7 protein-coding genes are annotated in these 13,359 nt (G+C 72.7%); 6 read left to right on the top strand and 1 reads right to left on the bottom strand.

Annotated elements, in window-relative coordinates:
* Nucleotides 1-64 precede the first annotated feature (64 nt).
* Together OHA72_RS06240 and mycP are read left to right on the top strand one after the other, a co-directional pair.
* A complete protein-coding gene (locus tag OHA72_RS06240; protein WP_327006898.1) occupies nt 65-2,305 on the top strand; it encodes a hypothetical protein in 2,241 nt (746 codons plus the stop codon).
* Nucleotides 2,302-3,522 (top strand): type VII secretion-associated serine protease mycosin, encoded by a 1,221-nt coding sequence (gene mycP / locus OHA72_RS06235; RefSeq protein ID WP_327006897.1) that lies wholly within the window; start codon nt 2,302-2,304, stop codon nt 3,520-3,522. The genes OHA72_RS06240 and mycP overlap by 4 nt, the downstream gene beginning before the upstream one ends.
* A gap of 64 nt (nt 3,523-3,586) precedes the next feature.
* On the opposite strand, the gene eccCa is transcribed toward mycP, so the two are convergent.
* Nucleotides 3,587-7,549 (bottom strand): type VII secretion protein EccCa, encoded by a 3,963-nt coding sequence (gene eccCa, locus OHA72_RS06230; protein ID WP_327006896.1) that lies wholly within the window; start codon nt 7,547-7,549, stop codon nt 3,587-3,589.
* 139 nt (nt 7,550-7,688) lie between these two features.
* Here eccCa and eccD point away from each other — a divergent pair, with 139 nt between their 5' ends.
* From eccD to OHA72_RS06210, 4 genes are all read left to right on the top strand, one after another.
* The gene (gene eccD / locus OHA72_RS06225; RefSeq protein WP_327006895.1) at nt 7,689-9,095 is read left to right on the top strand and encodes a type VII secretion integral membrane protein EccD; all 1,407 of its coding nucleotides are present in this window, start codon (nt 7,689-7,691) and stop codon (nt 9,093-9,095) included.
* On the top strand, nt 9,092-10,507 hold the full coding sequence (gene eccB / locus OHA72_RS06220) for a type VII secretion protein EccB (RefSeq protein ID WP_327006894.1): 1,416 nt from the start codon (nt 9,092-9,094) through the stop codon (nt 10,505-10,507). Before eccD ends, eccB begins: the two co-directional genes overlap by 4 nt.
* A gap of 135 nt (nt 10,508-10,642) precedes the next feature.
* A complete protein-coding gene (locus OHA72_RS06215) occupies nt 10,643-11,254 on the top strand; it encodes a hypothetical protein (RefSeq protein WP_327006893.1) in 612 nt (203 codons plus the stop codon).
* 10 nt (nt 11,255-11,264) lie between these two features.
* Nucleotides 11,265-13,313 (top strand): hypothetical protein, encoded by a 2,049-nt coding sequence (locus OHA72_RS06210; protein ID WP_327006892.1) that lies wholly within the window; start codon nt 11,265-11,267, stop codon nt 13,311-13,313.
* Nucleotides 13,314-13,359 lie beyond the last annotated feature (46 nt).

The raw sequence follows: 13,359 nt of genomic DNA, 5'->3' as shown, positions 1-13,359 counted from the left end.
TCGCTCCTCGAGGAGGCGTCGCTGCTCGAGGAGGCTGAGCTCTCTTGTGTGAGGAGTGGCTCTCTTGTGGAGGAGTGGGCGGGTTTCTTCGGCTGAGCGGACTACCGGCCGGAGCCCGGGTGATCGCGACGGCTCCCGGGCGGCGGGGATCGGCACCGATCGGGAGCTGTTCGTCGAGTGGTACGGCGGCGGGGTCGCCGTCTCGCACCGGGACGACCAGCCCTTCCTGCTCTGGCAACTGCTGAGTGCCACCTTCCCGACCTCCGACGACCTGCCGGTCCGCTACACCAGGGCCGCCGGTGACCACGCCTCGGTGGCCGCCGTGCTGCGCGACGTGGTCGGTCAGGCGGCCACGATCCTGACCCGCCGCGGTGGCCACGGGCGGCTGGTGCTCACCCCGGCCGATGACGACGGTCCCGCGTTCGCCGACGGCCGGCTCGTCACCCGGTTGCGGGCGGCGGCGGCTTCGGTGCGGCTCACGGCCGAGGCGGCGCTGCCGGTCACGCCGCCGCCCGCGATACTGGCGAGCGGGTGGCTGCGCGAGACGAACCGGCTCTACCGGCACGCCGAGCCGCGTGTCGCCGTGGCCGAGGTCCTGCCGGCCGGGATCCTGCTTCGCCCCACTCTGGCCTACTCCGCCGGCGCTGTCGCGGTATTCCAGCCGGCGCAGTGGACGATCAGCATTGGTAGCCACGGCCGCGCCGTGCCACCGATTCTGGTCGCGATGCTGCGCCGGTTGCTGCTCGACGTCCCAGCCGAACCGGTGCCGCCGCAGCTCGTGGTCGCCGGAGAGGCGGACGACGCGACGCTGCTCCAGATCGCCGTTCTGGCCGAGGAACTGGCCGTACGGTCGCAGACCGCGGCACCCGACCCCGGCCCGGCGATGACGGCCGGAGGCCTGGCAGACACCGGCCTGGCGTGGCCGCTTGAGGATGAGCCGGATGTACTCAGCGCGTGGCCGCTCGAGGATGAGCCGGATGTACTCAGCGCGTGGCCGCTCGAGGATGAGCCGGATGTACTCAGCGCGTGGCCGCTTGAGGATGAGCCGGATGTACTCAGCGCGTGGCCGCTTGAGGATGAGCCGGAGGGGCTCAGCGCGTGGCCGCCGCCCGATCGAGAAAACACCTGGTCGCAGCCTGCCCCGGCGGGCGCTGGTGAATCCGCCACCGTGAATCGTGCGGAGCCCGAGCCTGCCCGGGCGGTCGCGCGCCGGCCGCCGGGTGCGGACAGTTCCTGGCCGCCGCCGCCAGCAACGCCGGCATCAACGCGAACGCCACCGTCACCGCCGGCCCCGCGGCCCACGATGCCGCGCCCGCCGATCGTGACAATCGTCGATCCCGATTTCGACGTCCCCAGCGCAATGCCCAGCGTCGGTCCGGTGCGGCCGGACGTCATGTCGGAGGTCGTCGAGCCGGCTCTGGTCGAGGCGGACGAGCCGCGGCAGGAGCGACCGGCGGACCCGGCCGGACCCCGGTGGCAACCGGCCGCGCCCCTGGCGATCGCCGACCGGGCGAGCACGGAGGAGGAGCAGCATCGCTTCTCCGCGGCCCTGGGCAGCCGCTTCACCGACCTGCTGGCCGTGGTCAACGCCGCCATGGCGACCTGGCCGGTGCTGCGCGAGACCTCGGCCGCGGCCAAGGCGGACTTCGTCGCGGTCTGCCTGTATCTCGGAGCGTCGCAGATGGGGGCGGTGCGGCTCAACGAGGCCCTGCGCGGCGGTGAACCGGTGAGCGTGGACGGCTACGTACCCTGTCTGGTCTCGGGGCTGCGCCAACTCCCGTTGCACCGGCGCCCGGTGCTGTCCCAGGCGCGGCTTGACCAGCCGGCGTCGGCGCTGTATCCGGTCGGCTCCGTCGTCACCGAGCCGGCGCTGCTCACCGCGAGCGTCTCCGCCGAGGTGACCGCGCCCGAGGCAGACGTAGACTTCCTCGTCTGGCCCCGCACGGCCCGGCAGGCCTCCGTGCTTGTCACGGGCAACGAGGTCGACGAGGCCGTCTTCGGGCCGGGCCGGCGGTTGCGGGTGCTGGCCGTCCGCTCTGGACAAACCGAGTCGCCACCATCCGGCCCGCCGGCGCCGGCGACCGCGGTCCTGCTGCGTGAGCTGTCGCCGGACGAGCAGCCCGCGGGCCCGGAGCTCGACGACGCGGACCGCGCCGCCCTGAGCCGGCTGGAGACGACGCTGGGCCGGCGCTGGGCGGCCACGCTGCGCACCCTCGAAGACCCCGCCGTGGTGGCCCGGCTGGTCGGGCCGCCGCCCGGGTATGTGTCGGCCGGCGCCACGAGCGGCCGGGTGGGCGCGGCGTGACCGGCAGGACCGCGTACCGGGCGCTGAGCGCCCTCGCCGCCCTGACGCTCACCGGGGCGGTCGTGATCGGTGCCCTACCCCCGCTCGGCACCGCCGCGCAGGCGGCCGACTGCGTCGCGACACCGACGACCACCGAGTCCTCGGTGCCCTGGGCACAGCGGCTGCTCCAGCCCGACCGGGCGTGGGAGTTCAGCACCGGTGCAAACATCGTGGTGGCGGTCGTGGACAGCGGGGTGGATGGATCGACCCCGCAGCTCGCGGGGCGCGTCGACCGGGGCGTCGACCTGCTCGCCAACGGCGGACGGGCCGACACCGACTGTCTCGGCCACGGCACGTTCGTCGCCGGGATCATCGCGGCCGCGCCGACCTGGGGGATCGGCTTCGCCGGCGTCGCCCCCGATGCTCGCATCCTGCCGATCCGGGCCACCAGGTCGGCGGAAGGCGACCCCGCGCTGTTCGCCCGGGGCATCCGGGCCGCGGTCGACGCCGGCGCGAAGATCATCAACGTGTCGGCGAGCACCACCGATCAGCACCCGGCCCTGATCGACGCGGTCGCCTATGCCGAGAGCCGCGACGCGGTCGTGATCGCCTCGACGGCGGGCGACTCCCGCTCGACCGCGCCCGTGTATCCGGCGGCGCTGCCCACGGTGCTCGCCGTGGCCGCCATCGACTCGGTCGGTGTCCCGGCCAACTTCTCCCGGTCGGGCTCGTACGTCGGGCTCGCCGCTCCGGGGGTGGACGTGCTGAGCATCGGACCGGGCGGGCCGGGCCAGCTCATCGGCAGCGGCACGAGCTACGCCGCGGCGTTCGTGAGCGGCGTGGCGGCGCTCATCCGCGCGTACCGTCCCGGCCTCACCGCCGAGCAGGTGCGCAACCGCCTCCGGCGGACCGCCGATCACGCCCCGCAGGTGCCGGACCCCGTACTGGGCTGGGGCGTGGTCGACCCGCTCGCCGCCCTGACCACCGAACTGCCAGACGAGGGACAGAGCGGTGCCGTCGTCGCGGCGCGGCCGAAGCCGGCCGACATCTCGGCCACCGGCGCGCCCGACCACACCGGACGAGTGCTCGTGCTGCTGGGCGCCGGCGCGGCGATTCTTGTCGCCGGGCTGAGCGGGCTGTTCGCGGTGCTCGGCCCGGCCGGTCACCGTCGTCGCTGGCGTCCGGCGCGGGTGATGCGGGTGACGGCGGAGAGCCCTCCGCCGCCACCCGACAGGTGAGCGCAAGCCGTTTGTCCCATGCGCCGCCTCTCGGACGAGACCGGTGCGGACGGCCCGGCGCCCGTCAGTCCGACGTCACCAGCGGGGTCTGGACCAACCGAACGGTGCGGCGCCGGTCCAGGTGCTGAGCCCGGCCGACGGGGAGCAGCCGGGGCTTGAGGTTGCCGAGGAAGGAGCCCTCGTCACGGGGGCAGGAGAAGAGCAGGGCGGGGTTGCCCAGCTCCCAGATCCGGCGTATGGCCTGGTTCATGAAGGCGCGCGAGGCGCCGGCGGTACGCCGGGCGATGATCACGTGCAGGCCGATGTCCGCGCCCTGGGCCAGGAGGGGCACCAGGGGCTGCAGGGGTGAGTCGCTCGAGCCCTCGGCGAGCTCGAAGTCGTCGACGATGATGAACAGCCGGCCACCGGTCCACCAGTCGCGCAGCGGCAGACGTTCGGGCGTGATGTCGGAGCCGGGCACGCGTTCGCGCAGATGTCCGGCGACCTCCTTGAGGGTCTCGGTGAGCGAGTCGGTGCTGACCGAGTATCCGACCTGATGAGACCGCGGGACCGCGTCGTAGAGCTGGCGACGGAAGTCACCGAAGACGATCCGGGCGTCGTCAGACCGGTAGTGCGTCGCGATGGCGCGCGCGATGTGGCGCAGCAGGTTGGTCTTGCCCGTCTCGGAGTCGCCGAACACGAGCAGGTGCGGGTTGGCGTCGAAATCGTGCCACAGCGGTGCGAGCTGCACGTCGTCCAGCCCCAGGGCCACCTGGACATCGGCGGTGGGCGAGGCGGCCCGCGGACCGGGCAGCGCCGCGCTGGGCAGCGTGCCGGGCAGGAGCCGCACCTGGGGGGCCCGCGGCGCGGTCGGCAGGTCGAGCGCGGCGACGAGCTCGGCGGTGGCCGCGGCCAGATCCGCGGTGCCCGAGTCGCCGTCGATGCGGGGCAGCGCGGCGAGGAAGTGCAGCCGGTCCATCGTGAGCCCGCGGCCCGGGCGCGCGGGCACGGTCGCGGCGAGCTTGCTGTTGACCTCGGAGTCGATCGGATCGCCCAGCCGCAGCTCCAGCTTCGTGCCGAGCACGTCGCGCAGCCACGGCCGCATCTCGGCCCACCGGTTGGCCGCGACCACCAGGTGGATGCCGAAGCCGAGCCCGCGGGCGGCGAGTTCGGTGAACCGGCCCTCGATCTCATCGAAGTCCTGCTTGACGGTGTACCAGCCATCGACGACCAGAAACACGTCACCGTACGGGTCCTGTTCGGCGAAGGCGCCGCTGCGCTTGGCCCGCCGGTAACTGGCCATCGAGTCGATGTTGTGGATACTGAACATGTTCTCCCGGAAGGCCAGCAGGTTCGTCATCTCCAGCACCGTCCGGGTCACCCGGTCCCGGTCGAGCCGGTTGGCCACGCTGCCGACGTGGGGGAGCCGGGCCAGCGGCGCGAGTGTGCCGCCGCCGAAGTCCAGGCAGTAGAACTGCACCTCGCGCGGGGTGTGGGTGAGCGCCAGTGCGGCGATGAGCGTGCGCAGCAGCGTGCTCTTGCCGCTCTGCGGGGCGCCGACCACGCCGACGTTGCCCCCGCTGCCGGCCAGGTCGACGAGCAGCAGTTCCCGGCGTTGCTGGGCCGGCATGTCGATGAGACCGAGCGGCACGGTCAGCGTCGACGTACCCAGGGCGCCGACTGGACGGGGCCCGAGGTGCGGGTCGTCGACCAGCGGCGGCAACAACCTCTCCAACGTGGATGGTTCGGTGAGGGGCGGAAGCCACACCTGGTGGGCGGCCGGGCCGTGGCCGCGCAGCCGGCTCAGCAGCAGGTCGACCTGCAGCGGTGGCCTCTCGTTCTCGTCCTCCGGCTCCGGTTCGGGTTCGTCGGCCACCCGTGGGGCCACGTGTTCGGTGTCGAAGGGCACCAGGCCATCGGCCGACGGGCCTCGGCGGGAGCGGCGCGCGGGACGGTAGGGCCCGGAGGAGTAGGCCGCCTTGAACCGGACCAGGCTCGTGGTGTCCGGCCGCAGGTAGCCGTTGCCCGGCACGTTGGGCAGCTCGTACGCGTCGGGCACGCCGAGCACGCTGCGGCTCTCCATTGCGGAGAACGTCCGCAGGCCGATCCGGTATGACAGGTGCGACTCGATCTGGTGGATGCGGCCCTCGTCGAGGCGCTGGCTGGCCAGCAGCAGGTGCACGCCCAGGCTGCGCCCGAGCCGGCCGATCATCGCGAACACCTCGATGAACTGTGGCTTGTTGGTGAGCAGCTCACTGAACTCGTCGACCACGATGAACAACGCCGGCATCGGCTCGAGCCGGGCGCCGTCCACGCGGGCCTGCTGGTAGTCACGGCGGGACGCGTAGTTGCCGGCCGCCCGCAGGTGCTCCTGGCGGCGGATGAGCTCGCCGGTCAACGCGTCCTGCATGCGGTCGACCAGCTCGAGCTCGTCGGCCAGGTTGGTGATGACGGCCGAGGTGTGTGGTAGCTTCTCGAACCCGAGGAACGCGGCCCCACCTTTGAAGTCGACGAGGATGAAGTTGAGATCCTCGGACGAGTGCCGGGTGGCGAGCGCCAGCACCAGCGTGCGCAGCAGCTCGCTCTTGCCCGACCCGGTCGCCCCGATGAGAATCCCGTGCGGACCCATGCCGTTCTCAGCCGCCTCCTTGATGTCCAGTTCGATGGGCGAGCCGGTGCCGGAGATGCCGATCGGAACCCGAAGGCGCTGGCGGGGCGGGCGCCCGGCCCGGTAGGAGATCGGGTCGAAGTCCATCAGGTTGCCGATGCCGAGCAGCCTGGCCAGGTCGTAGTCGGTGGCCAGCGGCTCATCGACGTCGACGACCTGGCCGAGGCGGTACCGGGACATGCTCCGGGCCACGGCCGAGGCGGCGGCCACTCCCAGCGCGTCCGGCCGGCCCAGTGGCTTGGTCGATGTCTTGCCCAGGTGGTCGAAGGCCACCAGGTCCATCTTCTTGGCGCTCACGTTCAGGTAGAGCGTGTGTGGCCGCGACTTCCAGGGCAGTGATCCGCCGACGTCGAGCACGACCAGGTTGCGATAGCCCTCGGCGGTGAGACGATGGTCCTCGGTCAGCGTCGCTCCGTCGAGCACCAACACGACGAGCGGCTCGGTCCCGGTGATCGGCGTGTCCGGCTCGAACCCCGGCCGCGGCGCGACGCCGAGCTCGCCGAGCCACCGCTCCGCCTCGGCCTCGTCGTGGGCGAACATCCGGCGCGGGCCGGCGGCGTCGGCGCGTTCGTCGTCCTGGGCGTGGGGCAGCCACTTCGCCCACGACCAGTCGTCGCGGGCCTCGTCGCCCACCCACACGAGCAGCCGCAGGTCGGCCGGGCCGTGCGCCACGACTGCCTGGGCCACCACGGCCCGGGCCAGGGCACGGATGGCGGCACGGTCACCGTCGAACTGCATGGCCGCGAAGCCGCGCAGGTAGACGGCGACCGGGGCGTTCTCCAGTGTGGAGTAGGCCCGGAGGAAGCGGCGCAGCACGTGGGCCGAGAGCGGTTCCAGGTCCTCGACCGGCTTGGTCTGCGGGGCGACCAGGCGGCTCGCCGACCGGCGGGTGCCGCGCCCGACGCGGACCTCCCCGAAGTCGTCGTGCGCGGTGCGCCGTTCCCACAACCGTTGGCTCAGCGCGACCGACCATAGCCCGGCCGGGTCGGGGTGCAACCACCGCGCCGCGCGGTGCTGCTCGATGAGGGACGCCCGCACGGTGCGCCGCTGCTGGCCCAGGTAACGCAGGTAGTCGCGTCGGTCGCCCTGGGCGTTCTCTTTGTGTTCGCTGGCGTTCCGCAGGAACGGAACGATCGCCATGCCCAGCACGGAGACCACCATCAGCACCACGCCGATGTAGGCGAGGACGCCGGCGCCCGGCCGCAGCAACATCAGCATGATGGCGAGCGAGCCGATGCCCATGGGTACGTACAGCAGGACCTGCCCGGCACCCCCGGTCGGCGGTTCCGGCACCACGGGCGGCGCCTGCAGCTCCAGGTCGCTGGTGGGGGCGACGGGGCCGGCGCGCCGCGCCTTGCGGACGAAGACGATCGTGCCCACCTGGTTGCTCCATTCGTGAGGGTTATCCCGCGAACCGGCGGTGCCGTCCCGCCCCCACCCATGGCTGGGCGCGGGGCTGGCTAGCTTCGCTGCAGGTGACGGTTACTGAACCTTGGGCAGGAAGGAACCGGACCACACGATGGAAGAGCGCACACAGCATCGCACGCGGGCGCCGGTTCGGCTACGGTTCGTTCTCGATTCACGCACCACGGACCTGGCCGTACCCGCGCACGCACCACTGGTCGACGTGCTGTCCACGGTGCTGCCGATGCTCAACCCGGACGCGCCCGATCATGGCGCGGAGCATGACGGTTTCGTCGTGGCGCGGCTCGCCGGGTCGCCGCTCGACGAGGAGCGCACGCCGACCGAGTTGGAACTGCTCGACGGAGAGACGCTCTACCTACGCCCGCGGGCGCCGCAGCTGCCACCGGTCATGTTCGACGACCTCGTCGACGGGATGGCGGAACAGGTACGCGGCGGGTCAGGGGTGTGGACCCCCGCCCGCTCGGCAGCCACCTGGTCGGCGTTCGCGGCCGTCGCCCTGCTGCTCGTGGTGCCGGTGCTGGCGCTCGGCGGCCCCGACGACCTGCGGGCCGTGACGGCCATGGGGCTGAGCCTGGTGCTCCTCGTCGGCGCGGGCCTCGCCAGCCGGGCGGCTGCCCGGCCGGTCATCGGCACGGTGCTGGCCGGTGTCGCCGGGATCAGCGCCGCCGCCGCAGGCTGGTACGGCGGGCAGTGGGCCGACCCGACGAGCGGCTGGCCGTTGCAGGTCGCGACCGCGACCATCGCCGCGTTGACCTGCCTGAGCCTCGGTCTCGCGCTGGTCGCCGACGCAACGCTGCTCTTCACCGCAGCCATGACGCTCGGGCTCACGATCTGCCTGCCGGCGATGGTCGCCGCGGTCGGGGCGTTGCCGCCGCAGCACGCGGCGGCGACCTTTCTGGTCGCGTCGCTGGTCGCGAGCCTGTTCCTGCCGCTGTTCGCGTTCCGGTTCAGCGGACTGAGGCTGCCGCTGTTGCCGAGCACTGCCAAGGAACTCGCCGAGCACATCGATCCGGTTCCGCAGGAGGTCGTGGTCAATCGGGGCACGGTGACGATCCGCTACCTGACCGCGCTGTGCGTGGGGCTGGGCGTCGCGCAGGCGCTGCTCGGAGCCGCCCTGATCGTGCCGGGTGGCAAGTGGCCCCTCGTGCTCGCGGTGGGCGCCGCGGCCTGGCTGCTGCTGCGGTCGCGGCACATGGGCACCGCCGTGCAGCGGTGGGCGGTCGTGACCCCCGCCGTGCTGCTCGCGGCGGGGGTGGCCGTGCGGTGGAGCGCCGACCACGACTTCTTCGTACGCGCCGCCGTGGTGCTGCCCGTCCTGGCCACCATCGGAGGGCTACTCGCCGTCGGCGGAGCCATGTTCCCGGGACGGCGGCTGACGCCCTACTGGGGCCGCGCGGCCGAGTTGCTGGAGACCATCGTCGCAGTGGCGATCCTGCCCGTGCTCGGAGCGGTGCTCGATCTCTACCAGATCGTGCGGGCCTGGGCGAGCGGGTTCGCGTGACGACGAAGCGAGATCAAACCCAGGCGTACTTCTTCCTGGTCGGCCGGCTCGTGGCCGGCCTGCTGAACGGCGAGCCGGACGCGCTGCAGCGACCGAACCGGCGTCCGTCGGTCGGGACCGCGGTGGGCGTCCTGCTCACGATCCTGGTGGCGGCCGGGTTCGGCATCTACGGACTGCTGCGCCCCGGCGGCCCCATGTCGTGGCGGGCCAAGAGCGGCGCCATCGTCCTGGTCGAGGAGACCGGAGCCCGCTACGTCTACGTCGACGGGACGCTGTTTCCGGTGCTGAACTACGCCTCCGCCCGGCTGGCGCTGGGCGCCGAGGCCCCGGTCGAGGTCGTGTCGCGGGATTCCCTGTCCGGACTGCCGGTCGGTGCCCCGATCGGCATTCCCGGGGCGCCGGACGGCCTGCCCTCGCGGGCGTCGCTCTACACTGGACCGTGGAGCGTCTGCGCGCGGCCATCGCTCGGGTCGTCGAGGCCGTCGGCGCTGACCACCGTCGTCTTCGGCGCGGCCGGTGCCGCCGCGCCGGCCCTCTCCGACGATCAGGCGCTGCTCGTGTCCACATCGGACGGCAAGGTGTTTCTGATCTGGCACGGCCGGCGGTACCGGATCGCCAGCGCGGCCGCGCTCGTGGCGCTCGGCTACGGTTCGCTGAACCGGCTCCCGGTCACCGAGGCGTGGATCAACCCCGTGCCGGCCGGGCCCGATCTCGGCTTTCCGCCGGTGACCGGCCGCGGGCGGCCTGGGCCGACGCTCGGTGGCGCGCCGGGCGTCGTCGGGCGGGTGTACGAGTGGCACAACCCGGCGCTGTCCACGTCGGAGCTGTTTCTGTTGCGTACCGACGGGCTCGCGCTGCTCAGCCGGACGGTGGCCGCCCTCGTGCTGGCCGACCCGGCCACCAAGGCGGCCTACGGTGACGCACCGGTGCGTCGGGTGCCGATCGGTGCGGACGAAGTCGCCGCGGCGCGCGTCGTGGATCTGACCACCTTCGTGACCAACTTTCCGCCCGAGCCGCCCAGAGCGGCCAACAATACCGGGGCGGACGTGGCCTGCGTACGGCACACGCTCGACGCGACCGCGCCCTCGGTGGCCGCCACGCTCATGCCGCCGGCGGCGCTGGCCTCGGCGGTGTCGCTGGCCGGACCGGCGGCTACGCGGACCACGGCTGACGAGGTCGTGGTCGCGGCCGCGTCCGGTGTGTTCGCCCGCAACGCGGCGGCGCCGGGCACGGTCTACCTGATCACCGAGTCCGGGGTGAAGTACCCCATCGCCGACGAGGAATCGTTGTCTGCCCTGGGCTACGTCGCCGCGGCGGCCGTGCCGGTGAGCGGTGAGCTGCTGGCCCTGCTGCCGACCGGCCCGGTGCTCAGCACCACCGCCGCGCGCGCCACGCAACCGGCCGGCACCTGACCGCGCCGTTGACCGGTGAGGGTTCTCCCTCCCCCTGGCTCGGCATCGCGGGCGAAGGGCCGGTCGGGGCAGGTGCGGTGCTTGCATGGGTCGGCGCGACGCGCCTGCAGCGTCTGTCGAAGGATGTGATGGTCCATGGTCAAGGAGACGCACGTCGGCGCCGGGTTGCCCGATCTGCTGACCCGGCTCCGTGGCCTCATCCCGGCGGACATGATGGCCGATTTCGAGAAGCTGAACACGTACGTGGTGAACGCCGGCCCGTCGGGTATGGACTCCGCGCAGTGGCTCGAAGACGTGGTCAAGGACCGGCGGGCCGGTCTGATCGCGCACGCCAGGCTGCTGCAGGCGTCGTTCACATCACTCGCCGGCGCGATCGGCGACGCGGCACGGCTCATGTCCGATGCGGACGCCGATGGCGCCGCCGGCCTGGCGGCCATCCAGGCGTGGCTCGCCTCGTCCGACCCGAAGCTGCTGCCGCCGGTCGCGCACGCCTACACCGGTGGCCGCACCAGCTACGACAGTGAGGACCGGGGCGGAGACCCGCAGCTGCTCTTCAGGGTCACCGACGGCGGCGAGCACGTGACGGAGAAGGGCGGCGTCGTCGTCGGCCTGCCGGACAAGAAAGAGGCGCCGTCCCCGGACCTGTACCAGGACATCTTCAAAGACCTTCCGAAGAAACCCGGAAGCTCCGCGGTGAAGGACCCGCCGGAGCTCATGTTCCTGTCCGACGAGTATGTCGTGAAGTAGGTAGTCCTCGATGGCCGAGGAGAAGTACGCCGGCTCGCTGGACGACCCCCCACCGCTGGGCCAGACCTTCGCGCAGATCAAGACGTGGGAGCAACTGCACGCCTTCGTCAAGGAGCTCGTGGAGGACAACAGCGCCAACCTCCACGCGTGGTGGGATCTGGCCAGCGCCACCAGGAAACAGGTCGAGGCGCTCGATACCGTCCGCGGCAACCTCGTGCGCCTGCTGGCCGACCTCGAGGACGAGTTCCGCGGGGCCGCCGGCGCGGCCGTGCAGCAGCGCGGCGCCGAGATCGTCACGTACATGAAGACGGTCGCCGACGCGGTACGCGAGTCGCCGCCGCCGATCGACGCCACCGGCCACGACATCGTGGTGTACGGACGGTCGTTCTGGGACGCGAAGGCGGTCTTCGACAAGCTGGCCGACGCCGAGGCGGAGGCATTCGTCAAGTGGTTACGTCAATATATGGCCAACGCCCGGCGCACGCTGACGGCACAGATGGCCCAGCGGGCGCGCGACGCGGCCCACCAGATGGTCGAGCGGAACCTGCACATCCCGCATCAACGCAAGCTGCTCATGATCCTGGCCGCCAAGTACGCCGGAAAGCATGGGCGGCTGGATCCGTTCGCGATCGAGACCAAGGGAACGAGCTATACCTATACCGGCGGCTCCGGCGGTGGTTCAGGTTCGGGTTCGGGCTCTGGTTCGGGCTCTGGTTCGGACTCCGGTTCGGGCTCCGGGTCGGGCAGCGGCTCCGGCGGCGGATCGTCCGGGAGCGGTTCCGGCTCGGGGTCTGGCTCCGCCAGCGATGATCAGGCCCGACGGGACGCCGAAAACAAGGCCAATGCGGCCATCGACCAGCTGAAGGCCAACGCGCCGGGGCCCGGCTTCGGCACCGGTGGTTCAGGCCCGGGCTCGGGCGCCGGTCTGGACGCGGGCGCCGGCCCGGGGGCGGGGACCGGGGGTGCCACGGGCAGTTCGCCTGGGGGATCCGCTGGTGCGGGCTCTCCGGAGTCGGGCACCGGGTCGGGCTCCTCAGCCGGCGGTGGGATGCCGGGGCTCGGCGGTGGCCAGGGCTCGGGCTCCTCAGCCGGCGGCGGGATGCCGGGACTCGGCGGTGGCCAGGGCTCGGGCTCAGGCTCGGGCTCGGGCTCGGGCTCGGGTGGCTCCCCGTCGGGCGGTTCTTCCTCGCCGGGGTCCTCCTCCCCGGGGTCCTCATTGGGCGCCGCGGGCCAGACACCGCTGCAACCCACCCGCCCCACGGCGCCGATGGTGTCCGACGGTGCGGGCGGGGGAACCCCGCTCTCGGCGCAGCAGGACAAGGCGTTGCAGGACGCTCGACGGGCGGCCCAGGAGGCGATCGACGCCTTGCGAAAGCCCGCTGACTCGGCCGACCGGACCAGGGCGCTGGACGACGCGAAGCAGGCCATCGGCGCCGCGCTCGACGACCTTGCCGACAGCGGCATTCCGGGTTCGACCGACCGGGCCGGGGCGCTACAGGCCGCCCGCGCCGCCGCCGACCAGGCCATCGACGACCTCCTGGACGGCACGTCGTCCGACCCGGCGGCCGAGGACCGGGCCCGGGCGCTGCAACAGGCGTGGGACGCGGCCGACCGGGCGATCGACGACATGCTCGATCGGTCGCTGCCGATCACATCGGATTCCAGCGGGGCTTTGTCGCGCTTTCTCAACGGCGGCACCGCCGGGTCCGGTGGCGTCACCACCGCCGGGGCCGGCTCGTCGGGCGGTGGCTCATCCGGGGGTGGCTCGTCGGGCGGGGGCACCGGGGCGGGGACGCAGGTCGGGATCGCGAACATCTCGTCCGGCGGGGACGTCGGCGGTCAGCGGACGGGTTCGCTGTTCTCACCGGCGGTCGATCCTGCGGCGCTGGCCGACAACCGGGGCATGCCGATGGCGCCGCCCATGGGTGGCATGGGCGGCGCGGGCGGCAACCAGAAGCAACGCGACCGGGCCACCTGGGTCGAGGGCGACCCGGAGGCGTGGCAGGACGAGGAGGACGACGCCGTGTCCTCGCGGGCGATCGGGCGCGGTGACGGGTGAGCGCCGGTGAGGGATATCCCCGAGGCGGCCGCGATTTCCGTGCCGA

The organism is Dactylosporangium sp. NBC_01737 (genome assembly GCF_035963215.1).
GTDB lineage: Bacteria > Actinomycetota > Actinomycetes > Mycobacteriales > Micromonosporaceae > Dactylosporangium.
The sequence above is the reverse complement of the archived record's forward strand: the minus strand, read 5'-3'. Positions and strand labels throughout refer to the sequence as shown.